The sequence below is a fragment of the Corynebacterium sp. HMSC072G08 genome (assembly GCF_001809185.1).
Taxonomy (GTDB): Bacteria; Actinomycetota; Actinomycetes; order Mycobacteriales; family Mycobacteriaceae; genus Corynebacterium; species Corynebacterium phoceense.
Window position 1 is genome coordinate 57,350 of record NZ_KV796422.1, and the last position, 25,078, is coordinate 82,427.

A 25,078-nucleotide genomic window follows, 5' to 3' on the forward strand; every position below is an offset into this window, starting at 1 on the left:
CTACGCCAGCGCGGCGCGCGCTTGGGCCGCGGTGTCCCCTGCCGCGTCGAGCCACATAATGCGCGGGTCGCGGTTAAACCACGAGCGCTGGCGGCGCACGTAGCGGCGGGTGCCGGTGATCGTGCGCTCGACGGCCTCGTCCCAGGTGAGTTCACCACGCTGGGCCTGGAAGACCTGGGCGTAGCCGATGGCACGGCCGGCCGTTGAATCAGAGACGAGGCCCTGTTTTTGAAGCGCCTCCACTTCCGCGACGAGGCCGCGCTCGAACATCTGGCGCGTGCGCAGATCGATGCGCGGGTTGAGCCACTCGGGAGTGGTGCGCAGGCCGAGCATGCGCGTGCCCCAGCGCGGCGGCGCGTCCTTGGGCGGCTGCGACGCCTTAAACGGCTTGCCGGTGAGTTCGATGACCTCCAACGCCCGGACGGTGCGGCGCGGGTCCTTGTCCTCGATAATCGAGGCGGCGGCGGGGTCGATTTCTGCAAGTTCGCGGTGCAGCGCATCGATGCCAATGTCCAGACGGCGCGCCTCATACTTCGCCCGGACAGAAGGGTCCGTGGGTGGGAATTGCCAGTCATCCACCAGCGCCTGCACGTAGAGCATGGAACCGCCCACGAGGATGGGCGTCTTGCCGCGGGCTAGGATGTCCTCAACGTCGGCGACGGCGTCGCGCTGGTAGCGCGCCACGGAGGCGGGCTCGGTGACGTCCCAGACGTCGAGCTGGTGGTGCGGGATTCCCTCGCGTTCCTCAAGCGTGAGCTTCGCAGTGCCGATATCCATCCCGCGGTAGAGCTGCATGGAGTCGACGTTGACGACCTCGCCGTCGAGCTCGTGGGCAAGGACGAGGCCGAGGGCAGACTTGCCGGAGGCGGTGGGACCGACGACGGCAATGGGGCGCAGATTATTTTCAGGCATGACTCGACCCATCTTAGGGAAATTCGCCCCTACAACCTAAGACAAAGTGGGCCAGAAACTATTAAAGTGAGAAAAGACGTTTTATTGGCAGCCCCCGCGCGGGGCACGCAAGCAGAAGAAAGCACGGTGTGCGCACATGACTCCCATCCCTACCCCAGGCAATATGCCCAAGCCCGGCCCGCGCCCGGGAGCCAAACCCGGTGCGCACCGCCCTGCCGCACAGCCTGTGCCGGTGGCCACGCCGGTCGCCTCTGACCCGTCCAAATTCGGCCGCGTGGCCGACGATGGCACCGTGTATCTGAAGACCGCTGATGGCGAGCGAGAGATTGGCCAGTGGCAGGCCGGAACCCCGGCTGAGGGCTTGGCCCACTACGGTAAGCGCTTCGACGATCTTGCCACCGAGGTCGAGCTGCTCGAGGCCCGTCTCAAGGCGAACCCGGGCGAGGCCGAGTCCATCAAGAAGACGGCGTCCGAGCTGCGCGAGTCGCTGCCCACCGCCGCCGTCATTGGCGATATCGAGGCGCTGGACAAGCGCCTGACCGCAGTCCTCGAGCACTCGGACAAGGCCGGCCAGCAGGCGCAGGCCGACAAGGCCCGCCGCCGCGAGGAGGCCATCGCTGCCAAAGAGAAGCTTGCCGCAGAAGCCGAGGACCTCGCTGCGAACTCCACCGAGTGGAAAGCGGCGGGCGATCGCATCCGCGCCATCCTCGAGGAGTGGAAGCAGATCCGCGGCATCGACCGCAAGACGGACGACCAGCTGTGGAAGCGCTACTCCCGCGCCCGCGACTCCTTCAACCGCCGCCGCGGTTCCCACTTCGCGGAGCTCGACCGTAGCCGCGCCGCCGCGAAGGCGAAGAAGGAAGAGCTCGTCGCCCGCGCCGAGGCGCTCATGGATTCCACGGAATGGGGCGAGACCGCCCGCAAGTTCCGCGACCTCATGAGCGAGTGGAAGGCTGCCGGCCGCGCCCCGCGCGACATCGATGACAAGCTGTGGGCCGCGTTCCGTGCCGCGCAGGACAAGTTCTTCGACGCCCGCAACGCCCTCAACGACGAGCGCGACAAGGAATTCGCGGCGAACGCCGAGGCCAAGGACGCGCTGCTTGCCGAGTACGACTCCCAGATCGACCCGGAGAAGTCCATCGAGACGGCGAAGAACAAGCTGCGCGAGCTCCAGGAGAAGTGGGAGGACATCGGCTTCGTCCCGCGGGCTCGCATCCGCGAGTACGAGGACAAGATCGAGGCGCTCGAAAAGCGCGTCGCTGACGCCGAGTCCGCCGAGTGGCGCCGCACAGACCCCGAGGTCCAGGCCCGTGTCGCCCAGTTCCAGGCCAAGGTCGACGACTTCACTGCGCAAGCCGAGGCCGCTGAGGCCAAGGGCAAGACGAAGAAGGCCGAGGAGCTGCGCGCCCAGGCCGCGCAGTGGCAGGAGTGGGCTGACACGGCCGCTGCCGCCGCGAACGACCAGTAAATGCGCCTCATTCAGGTCTCCCCGCCCGCTGCCACGCTCGTGGCGGCGGGCGCCTTCGATCCCTCAGACGTCGTGCGCAGCTTCGTCTTCGCCTCGAACCTCGCGGCGCAGGAGGCGACGGGCGACCCCGCCGCGTCCGTCGCGCCGGAGCGCGTCCTCAATCGTCTCAAAGGCTCGACCGAGTCCACGACTCTCCTCTTTGCCGCTGTCGAGGGCCCCGCCGTCGGCGAGGTGGGCGAACTCGGCCTGCCCACCACGCCCGCCGCCGTCGACCCCGGCGCCGACTCCCCGCTCTTTGATTACCGTGGCTTTATCTTGCTCACGCTCCCCCTGCTTGAGGAAAAGGGCCACGCCGACATCGAGCTCGTCCTCGACGTCGATCTATTGCCTCTGCCGGGCGAGCCGCTCGATCTCGAGGGCGAAGAAGTCGCACGCTGGCTCGCCGCGCAGTCCCTCACGCTCATGGGAAAGCTCGGTCGCGATGTCGCGCAGGTGGGACTCACAGTCGAGCCCGAAGACCCGTTCCTCCCCGCATTCCGGGAGCTGGGCTTCGAGTGCAAGCACCGTGAGGAACAAATCGTCTGCTCTGTCCCCGCAGACCCAGCGGTGCCGCTGCTTCCCCACGGGCTCGCCGTGCGCGTGTGGGAGGACTACGACATCCCGGACGCGGAGCTGCCAGACGTCCTGGAGCTGCTCACCGTCGCCGGCGCCGACACGTGCAACGGGGCGCTCACCGTCGAACCCGTCGTGTGGACCGCCGAGCGCCTCCGCGACGCCGCGGCCCGGCTGCGCGACCGCAAGGCGCACACCCTGCTCGTGGGGCTAGAAATCGAGGGTCGCGTGGTGGTTCTCAGCGAGCTCGCACACCAGGAGCACGGGGATCCCGAGGTCGCCGAGTGGACGCTTACCGTCACCGCGCGTGACCGCCGCGGCGAGGGGCTCGCGCGCTTGGCGCAGCTCGTCGCGCTGCGCGAGGTGCGCCGCGTGTGGCCCGAGGTCACCCGTGCGTACGGCTCCTTCGCGCCTGCCGATGCCCCCTCCGCCCAGCTAGCACAAAGCCTCGGCGCGCGGAGGATCTCTGCGGCCGAGGCCTGGGAGCTCAAGCTCTAGTTCTCGCTAGTTTTCGCGCTGGCGGCGGTGACGCTCGGCGGCCTGCGCACGGCGGTCGTCGATGAGGACCGGATTATCGTCTGCGGCATCCTTCGGCGTGTGCGTCTGAACGGCGACGACGGCGTTCGGGCGGGCGGCGAGCTCGCGCACGCGCTCCTCGGCAGCGCGCTGCTCCGGGGACTTGTGCATGATAATCCGCGCGAAGGCGACGACCGCAATGATATCGCCGAGGAGCAACAGGTAGAAACCCGGGCCCGTCGAATTCGCGGCCCAGAAAGCCCACAGCGCGACGAAAAGGCCGAGGCCCACGAGCATCCACGCAATTTGGGCAAGCATCGTACGGCGTGCCACGAGCGTAATAAGCGTGAGAATCATTCCGATGGCCGAGGCGAGGGCGAAGACCTGCTCCATGATGGAGACGTCGCCCAGCCCCAGGAGCGTTTCCGCGCCGCTGAAGCCATTCGTGTTGTCGAAGAGCAGGCTCACAACGTAGAGCAGCACCGCAACGCCCAGCGGGATAGTCGCGCCGCCGAGCTCCAGTGTTTTCGCCGCGCGCTTCTCCGCGGCGAGCGCGTCCTGCAATTCTTTCGTATCACTCATGGAGCTCAACCTTACTCTGGCTTAGCAACCACACGATTTTTCGCCAGGCTCGCCAGCGACCGGCGCGGATGCCGGCTTGCCGATGGACGGCAGGCCTAGACCCACGCCAATCGGCGCGGTGGTCGGGGTCTCGCCCGCGGCCGACATGTCGCCCGCCTTGGTGCGACGGTGCTCAGTGACGCCGGCGTCAGCAATGAGGAAGAAGGATCCTGCGTCCGTGACCGTCGTGTGAACGACGTCGCCGGGTCGTATATCTCCGGCAATCTCATTGCCGGCGGCATCGGAAGGCGTGAAGTGCACGAGGCGGCCGTCGCGGGCGCGGCCGGTAAGACGGTGGGTCTCCTCGTTTTTCCGGCCGCCGGTAGCCTGGACGAGCAGCTCGACGTCGGTGCCCACGAGCTTGGCGTTCTCCTCCGCGGCGATGCGGTCCTGGAGCGCGACGAGGCGCTCGAAGCGGTCCTGGACGACCTCCTTAGGGATCTGATCCTCGCGGGCGCCAGCCGGGGTGCCGGGGCGCGGCGAGTACTGGAACGTGAACGCGGAGGCGAAGCGGGCGCGCTCGACGACGTCCATGGTGGCTTGGAAGTCTTCCTCGGTCTCGCCCGGGAAGCCCACGATGATATCCGTGGTAATCGCCGCATGCGGAATCTTCTCGCGCACCTCGTCGAGGATGCCCAGGAACTTCTTGGATCGGTAGCTGCGACGCATCTCCTTGAGGACGCGGTCCGAGCCGGACTGTAGCGGCATGTGCAGCTGCGGACAGATGACGGGGTTCTCGGCCATGACGTCGATAACGTCCGAGGTGAACTCGGCCGGGTGCGGCGAGGTGAAGCGCAGGCGCTCCAAGCCTTCAATCTTCGCGACTTCGCGCAGCAGCTTGGAGAACGCGAATTTATCGCGCGGCAGGTTGGGGTCCGCGAAGTTCACGCCGTAGGCGTTGACGTTCTGGCCGAGCAGCGTAACTTCGGACACGCCCTGGTCAACGAGCGCCTGGACTTCGGCCAGGATGTCGCCCGGGCGACGGTCCTCTTCTTTGCCACGCAGCGACGGCACGATGCAGAACGTGCACGTGTTATTGCAGCCCACGGACACGGACACCCAGCCGGCGTACGCGGACTCGCGCTTGGCAGGCAGGACGGAGGGGAACTCCTCGAGGGAGTCAACAATCTCAATCTGCGCTTCGTCATTGTGACGGGCACGCTCGAGCAGCGTGGGCAGCGCCGCCATGTTGTGGGTGCCGAAGACGGCATCAACCCATGGCGCGTTGCCCAGCACGGTGTCCTTATCCTTCTGCGCGAGGCAACCGCCCACGGCAATCTGCATGCCGGGGTGATTGTCCTTCGTCTTCTTCAGGTTACCCAGCGTGCCGTAGAGGCGCTTATCGGCGTTCTCACGCACGGCGCACGTATTGAACACGACGAGGTCAGGCTCCTGCTCCTCCGCGGCGGCGACATAGCCAGCCTCTTCTAGCAGACCCGAGATGCGCTCAGAGTCGTGAACGTTCATCTGGCAGCCGAAAGTACGCACTTCATAGGTACGCGCGGAACCATCCGGGTTGGTGCCAGCGCTCTGCGCGATCTGGCCGAGGGCGGCCTCCGGATCGACTCCGGTGACGGCGTTTTTGGGGTTTCTAGTGTTCATGGGGGCGCTCACGTCGGTTCATTCTAACGACGCTCGGGGGTAACTCATAACCGTGCTCTTTCCCGGTTCACCAACTTCGCCGCATGAATGTTTCCCGCCATCCACCAGGCGTTTCTATATATTGACAGATATACTCCTTTTTGCAGGCGGGTGAAGCGTTATCAAAATGTGACCCTATTGCTCACCCTTGTGGCACCGCGCACCTTATTATCCCAACATGACCCGTTCAACATACGGAAGGAAGTAGTGATGTGAGCAACTCCCCAATGATTCGCATCAGCGACGTACAAAAGTACTTCGACGATTATCACGCATTGCGCGACATTAATCTCGAGATCCAGCGCGGCGAAGTTGTTGTCGTGCTCGGCCCCTCGGGATCCGGTAAGTCCACGCTGTGCCGCACCATCAATCGCCTCGAGACCATCGAATCCGGCTCCATCGCCATCGACGGCACCCCACTGCCGGAGGAAGGCAAGGCCCTGGCCACGTTGCGCGCCGACGTGGGCATGGTCTTCCAGCAGTTCAACCTCTTCCCGCACTTGACCATCAAGGACAACGTGACGCTGGGCCCCATCAAGGTGCGCAAGATGTCCAAGTCCGCCGCGAACGACCTGGCGCTCCAGCTCCTCGACCGCGTGGGGATTGCCAACCAGGCAGACAAATACCCGGCGCAGCTCTCCGGTGGACAGCAACAGCGCGTCGCCATCGCCCGCGCGCTCGCGATGAAGCCGAAGGTCATGCTCTTCGACGAACCAACCTCCGCGCTGGACCCGGAGATGGTCAACGAGGTCTTGGACGTCATGACGGACCTCGCCAAGGAGGGCATGACCATGGTCGTCGTCACGCACGAGATGGGATTCGCCCGCAAGGCCGCGGACCGCATCTTGTTCATGGCCGACGGCGAGATCGTCGAAGATACCGACCCCGACTCTTTCTTCACCAACCCGCAATCGGGTCGCGCCCGGGACTTCCTGGGCAAGATCCTCCACCACTAATCCCATCCTCATCTCAAGGAGAAACACCATGTCTCGTTCCCACATCACCCGCGTTATCGCCGCCACCTCCGCCGTCCTTGCCTCTGGCGCCCTGCTCGCTGCCTGCGGCGGCTCCTCCGACTCCGCCTCCGGCGAAGGCGAGGGCCTACTCGCCCACATCGAGTCTGGCAACGTCACCCTCGGCACCAAGTTCGACCAGCCGGGTCTCGGCCTGCGCGAGGGCGACGGGTCCATGTCCGGCCTGGACGTCGACGTCGCGACCTACGTCGTCAACCAGATCGCGAAGGACAAGGGCTGGGCTGAGCCAAAAATCGAGTGGAAGGAAACCCCTTCCGCGCAGCGCGAGACCCTCATCGAGAACGGCCAGGTCGACATGATCGCCGCGACCTACTCCATCAACGCCTCCCGCGCAGAGAAGGTCAACTTCGGTGGCCCGTACCTCGTCACCCACCAGGCGCTCCTCGTCTCCGAGGACAACGCGGAGATCAAGGGCCTCGATGGCCTCGACGGCAAGATCCTCTGCTCCGTCACCGGCTCCACCCCGGCTCAGAAGGTCAAGGAGGCTCTGCCGTCCGTGCAGCTCCAAGAGTTCGACACCTACTCCTCCTGTGTTGAGGCACTCTCCCAGGGCACCATCGACGCAATGACCACGGACGCGACCATCCTCAACGGCTACGCCGCCCAGAACGAGGGCAAGTTCAAGGTTGTCGAGCTCGAGAAGGACGGCAAGCCGTTCACCGACGAGTACTACGGCATCGGCCTCGCCAAGGACGACCAGGAGGCCACGGACGCCATCAATGCGGCGCTTGAGGAAATGCACTCCTCCGGCGAGTTCGACAAGCTCGTCTCCGCCAACCTTGGCGAGGGCGACGCCATCGAGCCGGGTACCCCGGGCGACCTGTCCTTCGTGGAATAACGCCCCCTTAGGCCGGGCTTGACAAGCCCGGCCCCTCCCATCCCCAATGAACGAGGAGAAAACATGAGCTCCATGTGGAGCCAGCTGGGTCCAGAACTCTGGCCCGCGTTTTGGCTCACTATCAAACTCACGCTGTGGTCGGCGTTGGGTTCCATGATCCTTGGCACCATCCTGACCGCGATGCGCGTCTCCCCCGTCGGCATTCTGCGCTTCCTGGCTACGACGTACATCACGATCGTGCGCAATACGCCGCTCACTCTGGTCGTGCTGTTCTGTTCCTTCGGTCTGTACCAGACCCTCGGTGTCACGCTCGCCAGCCGCGAGTCGGCGACATTCCTCATCGACAACAACGTGCGCCTGGCCATCGTGGGCTTTATCCTCTACACCTCCGCATTCGTCGCTGAGTCGTTGCGCTCCGGTATCAACACCGTAGACTTCGGCCAGGCGGAGGCCGCCCGCTCGCTCGGCTTGTCCTTTAGCCAGACGTTTAGCACCATCGTCTTCCCGCAGGCCGTTCGCGCGGCCATCGTGCCGCTGGGCAATACGCTCATCGCGTTGACGAAGAACACGACCATCGCGTCCGTCATCGGCGTCGCCGAGGCCTCGCTGCTCATGAAGTCGACCATTGAGTTCCACGCCAGCCAGCTCTTTGTCATCTTCCTCATCTTCGCAGCAGGCTTCATCATCCTTACGCTGCCCATGGGCCTTGGCCTGGGCAAGCTCTCTGAGAAATTGGCGGTGAAGAAATAATGTCCGTACGCGCCACAGTGCTTTACGATGCCCCCGGCCCTAAGGGCCAGCGCAACAACGTCATCTATACAGTCATCACCGTCATCGTCGCCACCGCGGTCCTCGCGTGGGTGTTCATGAAGCTGAACGAGCGCAACCAGCTCAGCCCTGAGCTGTGGACGCCGTTCCTCAATTCGCAGACATGGACGACGTATCTGCTCCCGGGTCTCAAGGGCACGATCTTCTCCGCCGTCGCCTCCATTCTGTTGGCCATCGTCTTTGGCGTGGTCTTCGGTCTAGGACGCCTGAGCGAGCACCGCCCCGTCCGCTGGGTGTGCGGCATTGTCGTGGAGTTCTTCCGCGCCATCCCCGTGCTGCTGCTCATGATTTTCGCCTACCAGCTCTTCGCGGTTTACGACCTCGTGCCGTCCAAGCACCTCGCCTTCGGCGCCGTTGTCTTCGCGCTCACGCTCTACAACGGCTCCGTCGTCGCCGAGATTCTGCGCTCCGGCATCCGCTCGCTGCCCAAGGGCCAAACCGAGGCAGCTAAGGCGCTGGGACTGAGCCACCAGCAAACCATGTTCAAGGTGTTGCTCCCCCAGGCCGTCGCGGCGATGCTGCCTGCGCTCATCTCGCAGATGGTCATCGCCCTCAAGGACTCCGCGCTCGGCTACCAGATCGGCTATGTCGAAGTTGTCCGCTCCGGTATCCAATCCGCGTCCTTCAACAAGAACTACCTGGCTTCGCTGATCGTCGTCGCCATCATCATGATCCTCATCAACTGGGGACTCACAGTGCTGGCCCAACGCATCGAGCGTCAGCTGCGCGCCGGCCGCGCCCGCAAGAACATCGTGGCCAACGTGCCGCACCATCACTCGCAGGGCCTCGACACCAAGGACGAGGTCAACGCCGATTGGCACGCACCCGGCTACAAGGAAATCCGCAACCCCGCGGAATAACCACCTCACATGGGCACGCCGAACCCCCAGCAACCAGCTGGGGGTTTACTCGTTTTCCAGCTCCGCGCAGCGCGCCTCGAGAGCCGCCTTCGCCACGCGCAACGACGCGCCCTCGTTAAAGCCGCGGCGGGCAAGCACGCCCACGATGCGCCGCAGTACCTTGTCGCGCTCCGCACGGTCTTCCGGGATGGTCTTCACCGAACGAGCCTTTTTAGCAGCAAGATCTTCCATAATTGACTGTTCGGACTCTTGCGTCACCTGCTCGAGCGCCTCCGCGCGGTCTACTTGCACTACCCCCTTACGCTGCAGCTCGCGGTCGAGCACCCACGCCGACTTGCCGCGGCGCGCATGGCGTTGGCGCACCCATTCGCGCGCGAATGCCGCGTCATCGAGCAGGCCCACGTTCGCAAGATCGTCGAGGACCGACTCGATGACCTCCGGGTCAAACTCGGCCCGCACCAGACGGTCATGCAGCTCCGACCGCGAACGCGCACGCTGATCGAGCAACAGGAGCGCGCGCGAGCGCACCTTGGCTTTAGCTTCTTCTTCCTGGACATCAAAAAGCCCGCCCCCGGCGGCACCAGATTCATAGGCTTCTAGTGCTTGGCGTAGCTTTTCGAGCTTCTCGGGAGCGGGTTCTGACACGGCTTACTCGTCGTCGAAGTCGACGGTTGGCACCAAGTCCACAGCCTCGTCCGAGAGACCGTCATCCGCACCCGGGACGTCCATGTGGACCTCTTCATCCGTGGCGGCAGCGGTACCGATACCCAGCTTGGTGAAGATCTTCTTCTCGATCTCATCCGCCAGGTCCGGGTTGTCCTTGAGGAAATGGCGTGCCTTTTCCTTGCCCTGGCCCAGCTGGTCGCCCTCGTAGGTAAACCAGGAGCCCGACTTCTTAATGAAGCCATGCTCGACACCCATGTCGATGATCGAGGACTCACGGGAGATGCCCTCGCCATAGATGATGTCGAACTCCGCAATCTTGAACGGCGGCGAGACCTTGTTCTTCACGATCTTGATCTTGGTGCGGTTACCGATGGCGTCCTGACCGTCCTTGAGCGTCTGAATGCGGCGAATATCGCAACGCACGGACGCGTAGAACTTGAGCGCCTTACCACCGGTGGTGGTCTCCGGCGAGCCGAACATGACGCCGATCTTCTCACGCAACTGGTTAATGAAGATGGCGGTCGTACCCGAGTTGTAGAGCGCACCGGTCATCTTGCGCAGTGCCTGCGACATGAGGCGGGCTTGCAAGCCGACGTGGCTATCGCCCATCTCGCCTTCAATTTCCGCCTTCGGCGTCAGTGCGGCGACGGAGTCGATGACGATGATGTCAATGGCGCCGGAGCGCACGAGCATGTCCGCAATCTCCAGGGCCTGTTCACCGGTATCCGGCTGGGACACGAGCAGGTTATCCGTATCCACGCCCACGAGGCGTGCATATTCCGGATCCAGCGCGTGCTCGGCATCGATGAACGCGGCGATGCCGCCGTCCTTCTGCGCCGAGGCAATCGCGTGGAGGGCCACGGTGGTCTTACCGGAAGACTCAGGGCCGTAAATCTCGACGATGCGGCCGCGCGGGAAGCCGCCGATGCCCAGCGCCACGTCGATGGCGGTATTGCCGGAGGAAATAGCCCGAATAGGCGGGCGATTATCGTCGCCCAGGCGCATGACGGCGCCCTTGCCAAAGTCCTTCTCGATCATCGCCATGGCGGAGTCGAGCGCCTTCTGGCGATCCTCCGCGGCGCTGACCGTGGTGCTCTTCTTGGTCTTTGCAGCCATAGTGTGTCGTCCTTTAATAAGTCTATTGAGCGTCTATGTATCTTACGGGGCGCTAACCCCGCTTACCGAGTTAGACTGCGCGCCCACCCATGTGGGTTCCACGCGCGGTGCAAGTATTTTCTTTCATCCTGCGTCCCGCGGTATGCACAGAACTCTACGTCCCGCCGGAACATGCCCCTCATACTACACGCACGAATGTTCGATGTTCGAATTTTCGGCGCGTGTTCGGGAACTCTCCTACTTACTGTTGTAGTCCACGCCCAGGCGTCGTTCTTCAGGGACTTCAAAATCCTCACACAACTCGCGCCAGACGTCGCGCGGATCGACGCCACGTTCGATGAGTTCGTCCGCCGTGCCGCCGAGCTTCGCCAGCACGTGGGAGTGCGAAATCCACTTTCCCTCGGAGTCACCAAATTCGTCGACGATCAATTGGTGGTATTCGGTCAAACGCATGGCGGCCAGTGTACCGCGCCCCCTTGGCCCGTCGTGGACGCCGTCCCCCAATGCCCTGCATGAACGCTGTTCAAAATCCCTCTTTTACTGGGTTTTCCATCCGCGGTGCTACAGTTTCTCGCTATGAAGAAGAACTCTCTCGCCACAGATCTTGCCTACGTGGCCGTCTTTACCGCACTTGTCATTGTCCTCGCTTTCGTCTCCATCCCTATCGGCACGGCTGGCGTTCCGATCGTCCTCCAGAACGCCGCGCTCATCCTCGCCGGCTTGGTGCTTGGCGGCCGTCGCGGCATGTACGTCGGTCTCCTCTTCCTCTTCCTCGGTCTCGCTCTTCCTGTCCTCGCAGGCGGCGGCACCACCCTGCGCGCACTCGCGGGCCCCACGGCCGGCTACATCATCGGCTACGTCATCTCCCCCGCCATCGCTGGCCTCATCGCCTACCGTTCCCCGCGCAACAAGGGCGGCATGACCGTCATGCTCGCCATCGCAGCATTCGTCGGCCTTGCGGTGCAGTACACCTGCGGCGCTCTGGGCCTCATGGTGCGCTCGGGCATGGAGGCATCGGCAGCCTTCGCGGCCCAACTGCCCTTCATCGCGCCGGACTCCGGCAAACTCGTCGTCGCCATCCTCATCGCGCTCGCTGTCCACGCCGCGTTCCCGGATCTTATGGGCCACAAGAAGACCGCTTCGAAGAAGGCCGCCGTTGCCTAAGGTCGAATTCCGCGGGGTGGGCGTGTCCTATGACGAGACGCTCATCCTCGACGACATCAACCTCACGCTTACCGAACAGCGCATCGGCATCATCGGTGAGAACGGCGGCGGCAAGTCTACGCTCACGCGTCTTATCAACGGCCTGGGAGAGCCCACCACTGGCACCGTCACCGTCGACGGCCTCGACGTCGCCGAGCACGGCAAAGAGATCCGCCAGAAGGTCGGCTTCGTCTTCTCTGACGCCGAGAACCAAATCGTCATGCCGCAGGTGCGCGACGACGTCGCCTTCTCCCTGCGCCGCTTCAAGCTCCCCAAGGCCGAGCGCAACCAGCGTGCCGATGCCGCCCTTGACCGCTTTGGTCTCGCCGACCGCGCCGAACAATCGCCGCACACCCTCTCCGGTGGACAAAAGCAGTTGCTAGCGCTGGCCGCCGTACTCGTCATCGACCCAGTCCTCATCATCGCGGACGAGCCCACGACGCTACTCGATTTGCGCAACCGTGACCGCATCAAGCGCGAGTTTGCCAAGCTTGAGCAACAGCTCATCGTCGTTACCCACGATCTCGAGTTCCTTTCGGACTTCGACCGCGTCATATGCATCGACGACCACCACGTGGCCGCCGACGGCACGCCCGATGAGGTCATCTCTTTCTACCGTGACCTCATGGCCACCCGTCCCCTCTAAAACATGAAACGCCGCACGAATATCCCGCTGTCCGTCTACGTTCCAGGCGACACGTTCATTCACCGGATGAAGCCGAGCTGGAAGATCCTCATTCTGATCGTCTTCATCCTGGTGACGAGCATCTTCTGCCGCACGATACCGCTCGCCGCGGCCTCCGTCTTACTCCCGGCGCTCGCCTTTGTCATCGCAAAGGTTCCGCCGAAGATTGCGTGGAGCCAGATGTGGCCGCCGCTGTTTATCCTCGTTCCACTCGCCGCCTTCCAGTGGTGGGCTCGCGACTTCGAGTACGCCGTGGTCATGTTCCTCACCATCTTCGCCGCGATGATGGCCGCATTCCTCCTCACGCTCACCTCCACGGTGGACGCCATCATGGAGTCCCTCGAGGACTCCCTGCGCCCACTCGCCCGCTTCGGGTTACCGGTGGAAACCATCAGCCTCGCCATGTCGCTCACCATCCGGCTCATCCCGCTCATGTTCGAGACAGTCTACGAGGTCCTCGATGCCCGCAAGGCCCGCGGCGCCGGCTTTAGTCCGCTGGCTTTCGGCACGCCGGTCATTATCCGGTCCATCCGCCGCGCCCGCGCGATGGGCGAAGCGCTCCAGGCCCGCGGAGTCGGCGACTAGGACGCCAGCCTGGATTTCAGAACAAGGAAGGACCCAGAACCGCGCGCATCTGGGTCCTTCGTTGTTCCACACTGCTATCGGCTGATCGCACTACGCCCGGCGGCGTGGGGTTGCGTGGGCGTATTCCTGTCGCAGGGTACGCAAGCTGGCGGACTTCTATCAGATGGGTATTACTGCGGCTAAAAGCTACAGCCCGCGGTAAAAGGCAAACGTGGAAAGAGCTGTCGACATTGCGCAGACCTGGTGCGCGGAATACTTGGATGACCAGGAGTTCTACAGTTATGACCAGCTCAATGAAGCCTTGGTTGTGCAAACGGACTTCATCAATGATAGGCCGTACTTTCGAGGTCAGAAGGTCTCACGTCGGCAACTGTTTGAACTAGCTCCTTTTTCGCGGTGACTCTGGGCGGTAGGGGGCAGGGCGTTGGCTTGGATCCGGGCCCCAACTCGGCTCCGGTAGCGGATACCAGCTAGGCATCCGCGGCAGCATCGCTAATACATCCTCACGAATCCATCCCATTTGTAGCTGAACGATCCGATAATCATCGTCGGGATATTCTTCGTTCAGACCAGCCGTCCACCGTTCACAATGAGCACGGTGAGACACTGCGTGCTCACCAATTGCATTGAATTCTGATTCATGCGGCTCTCCGTGAAAACTCACAGCGATCAAAAACTCTTCACCGGTCTCAAGTGGACGGGTGATCCCGTATGTGCCGTGGAGACTTTTCCTATAGTCGATTGTGACACATTCACACGAGAGAAACTTGTAGTCCAACCCACTAGTTAGCTCTTCCATTTCGGGATAGTCGTCCATTGCATGGACTGCCCACAGTTCCTCGGATTGACGCCACCACCACCTATAGTAACGTTGGCAATCGGGCAAAACGTTAGGTGGGTACATTGGACTCATTTTATTCCACACTCCAATCGTGTATTTGGTGGATAGGCACGTGCATAGTACTTCTTTCCACTTACATCGATAGTTCCAGCAACCGAACCACCGAAGATTGTCTTCTTGTCCCCGTCGCATTTATATGCAAGGGCCTCAGACTTTAAGCTCGCCTCACTTAAGCTATGATTTTCAAACTCCGCTAATTTGACAAATGATCCCATTGGCAACGGAAACCATTGATGGGCATGCAGACTTAGCGAATGGTCGATTCTCGTTACCCGTTTGGAACACTTAGTATAAGCCTTAAATCCGACTATCTTGTCTTCACCCGTGGCACCGCTTTTTGTGCGTCGATGAATATACTGCGGTTCAAGCACGCACGGGCCATATTCTTTGGTAATTGCGGCTCGCTCGGCAACCGCCGGAACACTCCCGTATCCGTTCTGCAAAATGCTGTTTTCGATGCTCCGGAAATACTCTTCCGCGTCAGCAGGAGATGGAAAATAGATGTAAGGAGTCACATATCCGTCAGAGCCATCAAAGACCTTGCCTCGAATAATTCCATTCTCAAACTGCTGCGTTGCTTGCAGAGTTCCCTCTTCAACCACGGCATCAGCAATGGGGTAACCATACTCACCCACTTCAAATCCAGCTGCACCCCATTTCTGAAGTATTTCCCCCTCCACGGAGTGCGCACCAAACCGTGGATGCCAATAAATGGATCCGCCTTGAAATCGCGAAAATCGCCCAACCCGATCTGGCGTCATCGCCTCATCTGCCACAGGAAAGCCGAGCGTCGAGTTTGTTCCACCTTCAGCCAACCACTTGTCTAAAATTAAGCCATTGATGCTCGCCACTTGGAAGCCTTGAAGTGCCGGACTTCGATAAATCCTGCCGCCTTCAAATTGCTGCATCCAACCTGAAACCTCACCGTCGAGAGCGGTCGCACCGTTGACTGGGTTTTCGCCACTGGTCGGATAACCAAGCCATCCCGCTTCCCAGCCATTGCGCGCCCACACTGCGGCAGTCATTCGAGACACCGCATGCGCACCATGCTCCGGCGACCAGTAAATCCACCCATTAACAAACTGCTGACGGAAACCTCGCCCGTCAGGGTTTTGTTTCTTCACCTCCGTTGGGTAAAGAAGCCAACTCGTCAGACCTCCTAGACGCTCATATTGATCGAGAGTTGCACCGCACACTTCAATACCCGTTGGCCAAAAGGACTCACATCGATATGCCGCCCGCGCCAAGCTATCGACCTGAGAACTTTCCTCTGCAACGGTCACCTCAGCATAATCCGCACGTTGCCGATCAACATCAAGCGGCACCCCATAACGATCCGACCACATGCTACCTTGAACCAATTCACTCTGCGGTTGGCTATCTTCAACTACCCTTTCGAGTAACTCGCGAGTTTGCTCAAGATCCTGCTGTGTCTGGCCCTTCTGGCCATCGACAGTAACAGGCTCATCCTCAGGAAAATAAAACTCCTTCTCGTAATCCTCCCGGTCTTCAGGTGCAACAACACGAAGCCCTGAAGTCTCCTCAGAAATTGGCTGCGATTCCATAGCCGGTCTAACTGGAAAATCGAAATTCGAGCTGTCCGCAGCTAGCGCAGGTAATGCTTGCAACGCCAACAGAATTACAGTACCGAAAATGCTCGTTTTCCACCTACTTCGACCAACCAGGCCCTTGTGCGAGCCTTGTGTCACCATTTCGCCTTCTCAGCTTTATGTGATGTAGTTACTATTTTCAGATTATTGTAATTGCTCGCACTTGACATCGTGTTGGAAACGACAACTAAAATTTCCACCACTTCAGCCCAGCCCCTCACTCCGCGAAACTCATCACCTGCCCCTAGGGCTTCAACTAGATCAAGGCCGACTACACCCCATTCAGCCGGGAACTCGAACCAGTACCCCGAGCTCATCCTCGATCCCTACTTCAACCAGACTTGCACAATTTGTCCTAGTCCAAAACCTCATGGACATAACAAATTTTTCCTAGTCCGCGAGTTTTGGCTTAGGCTTTGAGGATTCTGGTGATCAGATTTGTGGATTCTTCGTCGATGTCGGGGTGGGATGTCGTAGCCACTATATAGGAAGCGACGAACGGCATGATTGACCCCGATACTTTTAAGAACGATCGCGACCACCGACTCATCTCCTACGCCGAGCGCGAAAGGTATATCACAGCGGCCACAACGTCACTACCGGAGTCGGTACCCAACGAATATCGAGAATTTTTCACCCAATACGGCGACTTCAGGGCACCGGGTTTCGTACTAGTTTCGCCTCACTACGATCCGCGGGAGATGTACTACATCGATACTGGCTACGGAGCCTTCGGTGACTTGTGCCAGGGCTTTGGCCTCGACTTACAGTACTGGTTCCCGGTGGAACACTATGACGGGTTTTCCTACGCGGTGCATCACCGCCTTCCCGACGGCACAATTGAATTCGGTTCCTACGACTTCTCGAACCAGGCCTATTACCGCGGACCATTCTCATCCATGAAGGAATGGATGGCGTCCCACGCTCGGTCGTCCTAATGGACCGCCATCGGTGGCGACGGCGCACGCCAGGATTTAGGGACAGATTTTAGGACAATGAGGGGTCCGGAACCGCGCGGTTCCGGACCCTTCGTTGTTCTAAACTGCCGTCGCTAGGCGCAACGAAGCCCCGGCATCCTACTGATGCCGGGGCCCGAGCTATCTTAGGTTACTGCTCGCCGCGGAGCTCGCGGAGGCGAGCCTGGACGGCGTCGTCGGAGGCCGTGTTGGGCTGTGCGGCGGCATCGGCAGCCGAGGAGGCGGTAGACGGTGCCTCGATGGCGTCTGCCTTGGTGCCCTCGACGGACTTCGGGGCGTTCATCTCGGCGCGGATTTGCTCGAGACGGGAGTGGCCCGCCATCTGGATGCCCGACTGCTGGACCTCGCGCATGCGGGCGTCGACGGTGTTCTCCGCGAGCTCAGCCTGGCCCAGCGCGTTGGCGTAACGACGCTCGATCTTGTCACGCACAGCGTCGAGCGACGGCGTGTTGGTATTGGTGAGCTCGTTCATGGACTGCAGGGACTCGGAGACCTTCTCCTGCATCTTGGCCTGCTCGAGCTGGGAGAGCAGCTTGGAGCGCTCCTGGACCTTCTCGCGCAGCACGGTGGCGTTGCGCTCGACAGCCTGGCGAGCCGCGGCAGCCTGCTGCAGAGCCTGGTCGTGGAGCTTTTTCGTGTCCTCCACGGACTGCTCGGCGGTGACGAGCTGCGCGGCAAAAGCCTCGGCAGCGTTCTCGTACTCGATGGCCTTGGCCTCGTTGCCGTTCGCGCGCTCCTTGTCGGCGAGTTGAATGGCCTGGCGGGTGTTCGCCTGCAGCTTCTCAATGTCGCCCAGGCGGCGGTTGAGCTGCATCTCCAGCTGGCGCTGGTTACCGATGACGGCAGCAGCCTGCTGGGAGAGCTCCTGGTGCTGGCGCTGGGCCTCGGAGATGGCCTGCTCAATCTGTACCTTGGGATCCGCGTTCTCCTCGATCTTGGAATCAAAGAGTGCCATGAGGTACTTCCATGCCTTCACAAACGGGTTAGCCATAGCTTCTGTGTGGCCCTTTCTCCTAAAGAATTTCGTTTCTAATCCGGCCACCATCCTAGTCAAGCGTTCGGCCGGGCGCCGCCATTCTCCCCTACGGGGTAGGCATTTGTCATCGATTCGCCACCTCATTGCCGGGAAACACACAGGTTCTGGCTCGACGCGCACGAGACGACCCTCGGAGGATAGCCATTCATGCAGGATGCGCCTCTTGGCGTGAATCCGCGAGCAGGGTGAATGACCATCCTCGGAGGGCCAGGTAGGTCCAGATACGCACACGCACCCGCGCAGAGGCGGGTGCTCTGTGTCCGGGTTTAGGCCTCGGAGGCGGCGGGAGCGGTGTTGGCCAGCTCCTCCTCGACGGAGGGCAGAACCATGTTGCCGGCGGCCTCAATGAGGACCTCCGCCACCGTGGTGTCTAGGCCGTGGCAGACGGCGGCGAGCATCTCCGAGGAGACCTCCTTACGGCCGCGCTCGAGCTCAGACAGGTAGCCGGGCGAGACGTGGGCGATGGCTGCGAGTTCGCGCAGCGTCACGCCCTTGTCCGCGCGGAAGGCACGGAGGGTAAGTCCAAGGGCTTCGCGTAGGAGCGGCTCGGGTGCACGACGGCGCTCGGCCGGAGCCACGGACGTGGAAACGGTCTTATCAAGTAGTGCAGTAGTTGTGTTCATCACTGAGTACAACGGGCCGCGGTGCAAAGTTGTTCCCGCTCGACTCAATTTTCTTTCACGGGTGCTGCTGCCAGGCATTCTGCGAGGAAATCAAAGGCTTGGTCCACGGCGCCGCGGCGAATCTCGGCGCGCGTCCCGCCCAGGCCCACAGCGGCGAATTCCTGACCGTCGTTCGCAGCGTTGTTCCAGATACCGATGTAGACGGTGCCGGGTGCCTTGCCCTCTTGGAGGTCGGGGCCTGCGACGCCGGTGAGCGAGACGCCCCAGTCGGCGCCGGTTTCGCGCACGGCGGCATGGGCCATGACCCGGGCAGTCGCGGCGGACACAACGCCTTGGGCCTCGAGTACTGCGACGGGCACACCCGTGAAGTGACTCTTGACCTCAGTCGCGTAGGTGACAAGGCCGCCGCGGAGGGCGGCGGAGGAACCGGGGGCATCGGCAAGCGTGGCGGCGGCAAGACCTGCGGTAAGGGACTCGCAGAACGCGACGGTCTCTCCGCGGGCGACGAGGAGGGCGAGAAGATCGGCGCTACGCATTTTCACGCCGGCCATCGATGAGGTACTGGATGCCGGTCACGACGGTGACGACGACGGCGAGCAGCATGACCACGAGGTTGGGCACATCCATCCAGTGCGGCAGCGGGCAGAGGTACAGCCCTACGGCAAGCGACTGGAGCGCGGTCTTGAGCTTGCCGCCCTTGGAGGCCGGCACGACCTTGCCCTGGCGCAGGAGGAACATGCGCCAGAAAGTAATGCCCAACTCGCGCACGAGAATGACGATGGTGATCCACCACGGCAGGCCGTAGGCAACGTTGAGGCAGATGAGCGCGGTGGTCATGAGCGCCTTGTCTGCGATGGGATCGGCGATTTTGCCGAAGTCCGTCACGATATTGCGGGCGCGGGCGATGTCGCCGTCGAGCTTGTCCGTGATCATGAGCAGGACGAAGACGATAAACGCCCACCACTGGTGGTCAGTGAGCGCGAGCCACGCGAAGACAGGAATAAAAAGAATGCGAAGACTCGTCAACAGATTGGGCAGGTTCCAATTCGACGGCTTCTGAGCGGGGCTTGCGGTCTTCACGCCAGTTATCCTACCCGTTCCCCCTCCCCGCCCGCGGGCTACCGCCTACACTTGGGGGCCATGAAGTACTTCGCCTTTATCTACGATTACACCCCCAACGACCCCCGCCTCGCCGATGTCCGCCCGAAGCACCGTGACTTCATCAACGATCTCAAGGCACAGGGCCACATTCTCGGCTCCGGCCCGTTTACTGATTCGAAGGGTGGCGCGCTCATCGTCACGCAGTACGAGGACGAGAACACAACCGTCGCCCAGGCTATTGAGCTCATGGACGGCGACCCGTTCCACACGGAAGGCATTGTCACCGCGCGTGCCGTGCGCGAGTGGAACCCGGTGATTAATAGCTTCGAGGACTAAGACAAAAGAAACGCCCCGCGTCATCGCGGGGCGTTAGTGCGTTGTGGGGTTAAGGCAGTTGTGCCTTGGGAACCTCGGAGGCAAAGCCGATGAGGTCGCCCTTCTTGTCGCGGACAATCTTGTTGCCCTCGTCATCCCAGTCGTAGTGGTTGTGGGAGACGCGGATGCCGCCTTGGGCCTCGTCGCGCTTGTTCTTCCAGATAGACAGCAGCACCGTAATGGTGAGGATACTGACAATCGTGATGAGCGAGCCGACGGTGGAAATCTCTGGGGCACCGTGGACGTCCTCGCCGCCGTTGATGAACGGCAGGTTGTTATCGTGGAGGGCGTGGAGCAGGAGCTTGGACCCGATGAAGAACAGGATGAGTCCGAGACCGTAGGGCAGGTAGACCAGACGGTCAAGGAGGCCGTCGAGCAGGAAGTACATCTGGCGCAGGCCCATGAGCGAGAAGGCGTTCGCGGTGAAGACGAGGTAAGCCTCGCTCGTGATGCCGTAGATAGCCGGGATGGAGTCGAAGGCGAACATGACGTCAACGGCTCCGATGGCTACCAGGGCAATGAAGAGCGGGGTAAGCCCCTTCTTCCCGGACTTCTCGTCGCGGTGGGTGAGCTTATCGCCATGGTAGCGCGGGGTGACGTGGATGACCTTGCGGAGCATCTTGATGATGAACATGTCGTTCGGGTCGGTCTCCGGGGCATCGCGAATCTCGTCGATAATGAGCTTCACGGCTGTGTAGAGCAGGAAGATCGCGAACAGGTAGAACACGTCCGACCACGCCGCAATAACGGCAGCTCCGAGCAAAATAAAGACGAGGCGGAATGCCAGCGCGAGAACAATACCGATGAGCAGCACCTTTTGCTGGTACTTGCGCGGAATCTTGAAGGCACCCATGATGAGCGCGAAGACGAAGAGGTTATCGACACTCAGCGCCTTTTCCGTCACGTAACCCGTGAGGTACTGCATGCCGTGTTCGTGGTCCCAGACAATCCAGACCATCGCGCCGAAGAGCAGCGCGAGACAGACGTAGAACAAGGTCCACATGCCGGACTCTTTGAGAGTCGGCTCGTGCGGGGTGCGCACGTGGGAGTAGAAGTCAAAGATAAAGAAGCCAAGAATGACAATGAGCGTAACCGCCCATATCCATAGCGGGACGTGCATAAAGACGTATCCTCCGGTCGACGTTGCAAAAAAGACCGGAGGTCTCCCCCGCCCGCCCGCTCCCGCGGGCGCGGAAACTGATGCGGGCCGGCGCGACCGGGAGCCGTGCGACGCTAGGCGCCGCACAACTGACCGTGTTGACGATCAGCGCCGACGGAGTGGGGTACTCCCCTCCAATACTTGGGCTAGCTTACACGAAACCCCGTGGCACTCGTAAGCGCCACGGGGTTTATGGTCACAGCCGGATTAGAACGCGCCGGAGGACGGGTTGTACGTCGCCTCGACGGTCGTCGTCCCCTCAGTGTCCGAGCTCTCCTCGGCGGAGTCAGCCTCCAGGTCAAGCTCCTCCTGGACTTCCTTGGGTGCCTCGGCCGGGTCGGCGCCCTTCAAGTACCACAGCATGGTCTCGAGTTCCTCAGGCTTGGTGAGCACCTCGCGGGCCTTGGAGCCCTCGGAGGGACCGACGATACCGCGAGATTCCATAAGGTCCATGAGGCGGCCGGCCTTGGCGAAGCCGATGCGCAGCTTGCGCTGGAGCATCGAGGTCGAGCCGAGCTGCGAGGTGACGACGAGCTCGACGGCCTCGAGCAGGTCGTCGAGGTCCTTTCCGATGTCCTCGTCGATATCCTTCTTAGATTCGGCCTGCTTGTCCTCAGTGACGCCCTCCGTGTAGTCCGGTTCGCCCTGTGCTTTAGCGGCGTCAACGACAGCCTGGATTTCGTCGTCGGCGACGAAGGCACCCTGCATACGCACGGGGCGACCACCCTGCGGGATGAACAGGCCATCGCCCATGCCGATGAGCTTCTCCGCGCCGCCCTGGTCGAGAATGACGCGAGAGTCGGTGAGCGACGACGTCGCGAACGCGAGACGCGACGGCACGTTGGTCTTGATGAGACCGGTGACGACGTCCACGGACGGACGCTGGGTGGCGAGTACGAGGTGGATACCAGCCGCACGCGCTTTCTGCGTGATGCGGACGATGGACTCCTCGATCTCCTTCGGGGCGGTCATCATGAGGTCGGCCAACTCGTCGACGACACAGACGATGAACGGATACGGGTGCATCTCGCGCTGCGACCCCGCCGGAGCCTGAATCTCGCCGGAGAGGACCTTGCGGTTGAAGTCCTTGATGTGGCGCACGCGCGCGGACTTCATGTCCATGTAGCGCTGCTCCATCTCTTCGACGAGCCACTGCAGGGCCGCCGCGGCCTTCTTCGGCTGCGTGATGATCGGCGTGATGAGGTGCGGGATGCCCTCGTATGGCGTGAGTTCCACCATCTTCGGGTCGACGAGGATGAGGCGCACCTGCTCCGGCGTCGCGCGGGTAAGCAGCGAGACGAGCATAGAGTTCACGAACGCGGACTTACCGGAACCGGTCGCACCGGCGACGAGCAAGTGCGGCATCTTCTGAATCGAGGAGGAGATGAACTCGCCCTCGATGTCCTTGCCCAGGCCGATGAGCATCGGGTCGTCCGAGGCATGCATATTGTCCGAGTCGAGGACCTCACGCAGGCGCACCATCTCACGGTCCGGGTTGGGGACCTCAATACCCACGGCAGACTTGCCCGGGATCGGCGTAAGCAGGCGAACATTCTCCGTCGCCACGGCGTAGGCGAGGTTGGACTGCAGGTTCGTAATCTTCGAGACCTTGACGCCCGGGCCGAGCTCAATCTCGTAGCGTGTGACCGTAGGGCCGCGCGAGAAGCCGGTGACCTGTGCGTCGACCTTGAACTCGTCAAAGACCTCGGTGATCGCCTCGATGATGCGGTCGTTGACCTCCGTACGGGCCTTCGTCGGTGCGCCAGCGGTAAGCAGCGAGGTCTGCGGCAGGTCGTAGTGCGTGTCCGACTGTCCGGCGGCGCCAGACGCCGCGGGGCTTGCCGATGCCGCCGGGGCCGCAGCCGCAGCCTTTCCAGCCTCGGCTTCCGCCTCCACGTTGCGACCGGTCGCCGGGTCCATGCCGGAGCGGGCGATGATGGCCTCACGGATGGCTTCGCGTGACGACGCCTTGGTGTCAGAAACCGGGGCTTCGGCAGCCGGGGCTGCCTTCGGCGGCGTGGAGACGGCCTGGCTGATACGCCCGGTGGCATCGGCAGCAGCAGCGGCCGCACCGGACACGGCCGCGGCGGTCTTGGCGCCCTCGCGCACGGCACCGGTGGCGGCGCCTGCAGCAGCACCCGCCGCAGCACCAGCGACGGTGTTGGCAGCGGTCGTGGCAGTGCGCTTGAGCGAACCGGAATCCTGCTTGCGCGACGAGACAATGTCAGCGACCGACGCCGAGCGCTTGATGGAGCGCGTCGGGGCTTCCGGCTCAGGCTCGGGCTCCTGGGCGGCAAAGGACATCGTGGCCGGCTCGGTAACGGCCGGGAACTCGTCCGTGTCGCCGACGCGCTGGTTCGTGGCCGGGCGGGGGATCTGCTGGGAGCGGCGGCGGGGGCTGCGCGGAACGTCCTCCGTATCCATTGGATGACGGCCAGGCTCCTCCACCGGGTAGTTCTCCATCGGGCTGCGCACGGCGCGGGGACGACGCTCCTCGCTCGGGCGGGAACGCCCCTCGGCGATGGCATCGATATCAGAGTCGGCGCGGCCATAAAGGTCCTCACCCTCGTCGTAGTCTTCGGTACCGCGCTCGGGCAGCCAAGACTTCACGACGGAGACGACCCAATCCCACGCCTGTCGCATGGTGATGCCAGTGACGGTGAGCGCACCGTAGATGATGACCAGGATGAGCAGCGGGATGGCGACGTAGCTGGAGAAACCGGCAGCGAGCAGACCGCCGGTCCAGGCACCCACGGCACCGCCAGCGAATTCGCGGTCCACCCACTCGGTGGGGTTGCCCGCGAAGAGATGGATGAGCCCGAGCATGGACACGATGATGATGGCGGTTCCGCCAATGACGCGGGCGCTCATGACGCCCTCGGGTCCATGGAGGTCGAACATGAGCACGAGGGCTAGCGCGATGAGAGCGACGGGCAGCACGACGGCACCCGCACCGATGGCCAGGTGTGCTGCGGTCGCGATAGCTGCGCCGATGGGGCCCGCGATATCAAGCCACACGGACGCGCCGAGGACCGCTGCCAGACCGATGAGGACTAAGCCCCAGGCGTCCGGGTTCTCCACGTGCACGCCGCGCGGGGCGTGGCGGCTGGCAAGGTTGTCGAGCTCCGCGTCGACGGCAGCCTGCGTGTCGTCCTGCTTCTTCCCTGCCTTGGATGTAGCTCCGGACCGGGACGTGCGACCAGAAATGGTGTCTGACTCCTCTGCTTCAAAGTTGTCGTCGAACTCGTCGACCTCGTCATAATCGTCATAGCTGTCACCACGCCGCGCGGCGCTGGCTATGCCGCTGCCCAGCCCACGGGTAAGTGAACCCACACCGCGGGCCGTAAAACCAAACGCCGCGCCGAGACCGTGGCCTACCGCACGGAAAGCGCTACCGGTCCGCTCGTCGGCGGACACGGCAGCGCGGTGCGAGGAGGTGACGGACAGCGTTTCGGGCGCGCCGGAACGCGCCCGGCCTGCAGGACGCGAGCGCGACGCTGAGGCCCCGGCTGTTTGGTTACGGCGCGCGGAACGATGGGTGCTCGACGCACCCTTCTTGCCCCGCGCGCCTCGCGAAGCAGCATTTTTGACAGACATAGTCGCCACTTTAGCGACTACAACCCCAATAATCACACGCGCCACACGGGCGACAGGATGTTTTCTCTATATATGGCGCTCTTTTCCGCGGCACACGTGATTGTCAAGCGATTG

The 25,078-nt window shown here is 62.3% G+C and carries 24 protein-coding genes; 11 read left to right on the forward strand and 13 right to left on the reverse strand.

What is annotated here, in order from left to right; all coding sequences use genetic code 11:
• Positions 1-912: a tRNA (adenosine(37)-N6)-dimethylallyltransferase MiaA gene (gene miaA, locus HMPREF2559_RS05895; RefSeq protein ID WP_148138784.1), complete on the reverse strand. Its 912-nt coding sequence runs from the start codon at positions 910-912 to the stop codon at positions 1-3.
• A gap of 136 nt (positions 913-1,048) precedes the next feature.
• Between miaA and HMPREF2559_RS05900 the strand changes: the two genes are divergently transcribed.
• A complete protein-coding gene (locus tag HMPREF2559_RS05900; RefSeq protein WP_070539872.1) occupies positions 1,049-2,380 on the forward strand; it encodes a DUF349 domain-containing protein in 1,332 nt (443 codons plus the stop codon).
• The gene (locus tag HMPREF2559_RS05905; RefSeq protein WP_070539875.1) at positions 2,381-3,490 is read left to right on the forward strand and encodes a hypothetical protein; all 1,110 of its coding nucleotides are present in this window, start codon (positions 2,381-2,383) and stop codon (positions 3,488-3,490) included. It begins immediately after the preceding gene.
• A 6-nt stretch (positions 3,491-3,496) separates the two neighbouring features.
• Here HMPREF2559_RS05905 and HMPREF2559_RS05910 read toward each other — a convergent pair whose 3' ends face one another.
• The gene (locus HMPREF2559_RS05910; protein WP_066486572.1) at positions 3,497-4,090 is read right to left on the reverse strand and encodes a DUF2304 domain-containing protein; all 594 of its coding nucleotides are present in this window, start codon (positions 4,088-4,090) and stop codon (positions 3,497-3,499) included.
• A gap of 21 nt (positions 4,091-4,111) precedes the next feature.
• Positions 4,112-5,731, reverse strand: a complete 1,620-nt coding sequence (miaB, locus tag HMPREF2559_RS05915) for a tRNA (N6-isopentenyl adenosine(37)-C2)-methylthiotransferase MiaB (RefSeq protein ID WP_255357122.1) — start codon at positions 5,729-5,731, stop codon at positions 4,112-4,114.
• A 266-nt stretch (positions 5,732-5,997) separates the two neighbouring features.
• Here miaB and gluA point away from each other — a divergent pair, with 266 nt between their 5' ends.
• The 4 genes from gluA (at position 5,998) to HMPREF2559_RS05935 (ending at position 9,330) form a co-directional block, all read left to right on the forward strand.
• Positions 5,998-6,726, forward strand: a complete 729-nt coding sequence (gene gluA / locus HMPREF2559_RS05920; RefSeq protein ID WP_049145056.1) for a glutamate ABC transporter ATP-binding protein GluA — start codon at positions 5,998-6,000, stop codon at positions 6,724-6,726.
• 28 nt (positions 6,727-6,754) lie between these two features.
• Positions 6,755-7,642: a glutamate ABC transporter substrate-binding protein gene (locus tag HMPREF2559_RS05925; RefSeq protein WP_066486575.1), complete on the forward strand. Its 888-nt coding sequence runs from the start codon at positions 6,755-6,757 to the stop codon at positions 7,640-7,642.
• A gap of 63 nt (positions 7,643-7,705) precedes the next feature.
• Entirely contained in the window at positions 7,706-8,392 is a 687-nt protein-coding gene (gene gluC / locus HMPREF2559_RS05930) for a glutamate ABC transporter permease GluC (RefSeq protein ID WP_066486577.1), read from the forward strand.
• Positions 8,392-9,330 carry an amino acid ABC transporter permease gene (locus tag HMPREF2559_RS05935; RefSeq protein ID WP_066486580.1) on the forward strand — a complete coding sequence of 313 codons (939 nt, stop codon included), beginning with the start codon at positions 8,392-8,394 and terminating at the stop codon, positions 9,328-9,330. Before gluC ends, HMPREF2559_RS05935 begins: the two co-directional genes overlap by 1 nt.
• 45 nt (positions 9,331-9,375) lie before the next feature.
• Here the strand turns inward: HMPREF2559_RS05935 and recX are convergent, their stop codons facing one another.
• From recX to HMPREF2559_RS05950, 3 genes are all read right to left on the reverse strand, one after another.
• Complete coding sequence (recX, locus tag HMPREF2559_RS05940; RefSeq protein ID WP_066486582.1) at positions 9,376-9,975, reverse strand: recombination regulator RecX; 600 nt, start codon at positions 9,973-9,975, stop codon at positions 9,376-9,378.
• A 3-nt stretch (positions 9,976-9,978) separates the two neighbouring features.
• Positions 9,979-11,112: a recombinase RecA gene (recA, locus tag HMPREF2559_RS05945; RefSeq protein ID WP_066486592.1), complete on the reverse strand. Its 1,134-nt coding sequence runs from the start codon at positions 11,110-11,112 to the stop codon at positions 9,979-9,981.
• Positions 11,113-11,349: 237 nt separating this feature from the next.
• The gene (locus HMPREF2559_RS05950) at positions 11,350-11,565 is read right to left on the reverse strand and encodes a DUF3046 domain-containing protein (RefSeq protein WP_066510055.1); all 216 of its coding nucleotides are present in this window, start codon (positions 11,563-11,565) and stop codon (positions 11,350-11,352) included.
• A 123-nt stretch (positions 11,566-11,688) separates the two neighbouring features.
• Between HMPREF2559_RS05950 and HMPREF2559_RS05955 the strand changes: the two genes are divergently transcribed.
• From HMPREF2559_RS05955 to HMPREF2559_RS05965, 3 genes are read left to right on the forward strand one after another with little or no spacing between them, the layout of a single operon-like run.
• The gene (locus HMPREF2559_RS05955; RefSeq protein ID WP_066486596.1) at positions 11,689-12,276 is read left to right on the forward strand and encodes a biotin transporter BioY; all 588 of its coding nucleotides are present in this window, start codon (positions 11,689-11,691) and stop codon (positions 12,274-12,276) included.
• On the forward strand, positions 12,269-12,961 hold the full coding sequence (locus HMPREF2559_RS05960) for an energy-coupling factor ABC transporter ATP-binding protein (protein ID WP_066486598.1): 693 nt from the start codon (positions 12,269-12,271) through the stop codon (positions 12,959-12,961). The genes HMPREF2559_RS05955 and HMPREF2559_RS05960 overlap by 8 nt, the downstream gene beginning before the upstream one ends.
• 3 nt (positions 12,962-12,964) lie before the next feature.
• Complete coding sequence (locus HMPREF2559_RS05965) at positions 12,965-13,585, forward strand: energy-coupling factor transporter transmembrane component T family protein (RefSeq protein ID WP_066486601.1); 621 nt, start codon at positions 12,965-12,967, stop codon at positions 13,583-13,585.
• 909 nt (positions 13,586-14,494) lie between these two features.
• On the opposite strand, the gene HMPREF2559_RS12410 is transcribed toward HMPREF2559_RS05965, so the two are convergent.
• Positions 14,495-16,198, reverse strand: coding sequence for an LGFP repeat-containing protein (locus tag HMPREF2559_RS12410; RefSeq protein WP_083297789.1), 1,704 nt, complete (start codon positions 16,196-16,198; stop codon positions 14,495-14,497).
• Positions 16,199-16,599: 401 nt separating this feature from the next.
• Here HMPREF2559_RS12410 and HMPREF2559_RS05975 point away from each other — a divergent pair, with 401 nt between their 5' ends.
• Positions 16,600-17,034, forward strand: a complete 435-nt coding sequence (locus HMPREF2559_RS05975; RefSeq protein WP_066486609.1) for a hypothetical protein — start codon at positions 16,600-16,602, stop codon at positions 17,032-17,034.
• A 169-nt stretch (positions 17,035-17,203) separates the two neighbouring features.
• Here HMPREF2559_RS05975 and HMPREF2559_RS05980 read toward each other — a convergent pair whose 3' ends face one another.
• The 4 genes from HMPREF2559_RS05980 to pgsA all read right to left on the reverse strand — a co-directional run bounded on the left by HMPREF2559_RS05980 (position 17,204) and on the right by pgsA (position 19,812).
• Positions 17,204-18,064 carry a PspA/IM30 family protein gene (locus tag HMPREF2559_RS05980; protein WP_066509621.1) on the reverse strand — a complete coding sequence of 287 codons (861 nt, stop codon included), beginning with the start codon at positions 18,062-18,064 and terminating at the stop codon, positions 17,204-17,206.
• A 311-nt stretch (positions 18,065-18,375) separates the two neighbouring features.
• Positions 18,376-18,732, reverse strand: coding sequence for a helix-turn-helix domain-containing protein (locus HMPREF2559_RS05985; RefSeq protein WP_066509623.1), 357 nt, complete (start codon positions 18,730-18,732; stop codon positions 18,376-18,378).
• Positions 18,733-18,776: 44 nt separating this feature from the next.
• The gene (locus HMPREF2559_RS05990) at positions 18,777-19,268 is read right to left on the reverse strand and encodes a nicotinamide-nucleotide amidohydrolase family protein (protein WP_066509625.1); all 492 of its coding nucleotides are present in this window, start codon (positions 19,266-19,268) and stop codon (positions 18,777-18,779) included.
• Complete coding sequence (pgsA, locus tag HMPREF2559_RS05995; protein WP_246818459.1) at positions 19,261-19,812, reverse strand: CDP-diacylglycerol--glycerol-3-phosphate 3-phosphatidyltransferase; 552 nt, start codon at positions 19,810-19,812, stop codon at positions 19,261-19,263. Before pgsA ends, HMPREF2559_RS05990 begins: the two co-directional genes overlap by 8 nt.
• Positions 19,813-19,872: 60 nt before the next feature.
• On the opposite strand from pgsA, the gene HMPREF2559_RS06000 reads away from it, so the two are divergent.
• Entirely contained in the window at positions 19,873-20,169 is a 297-nt protein-coding gene (locus HMPREF2559_RS06000; RefSeq protein WP_070539881.1) for a YciI family protein, read from the forward strand.
• Between the two features lie 49 nt (positions 20,170-20,218).
• Here the strand turns inward: HMPREF2559_RS06000 and HMPREF2559_RS06005 are convergent, their stop codons facing one another.
• Both HMPREF2559_RS06005 and HMPREF2559_RS06010 read right to left on the reverse strand, forming a co-directional pair.
• Positions 20,219-21,328: a TerC family protein gene (locus HMPREF2559_RS06005; RefSeq protein WP_070539883.1), complete on the reverse strand. Its 1,110-nt coding sequence runs from the start codon at positions 21,326-21,328 to the stop codon at positions 20,219-20,221.
• Between the two features lie 246 nt (positions 21,329-21,574).
• Positions 21,575-24,964 (reverse strand): DNA translocase FtsK, encoded by a 3,390-nt coding sequence (locus tag HMPREF2559_RS06010; RefSeq protein WP_148138785.1) that lies wholly within the window; start codon positions 24,962-24,964, stop codon positions 21,575-21,577.
• Positions 24,965-25,078: the final 114 nt, after the last annotated feature.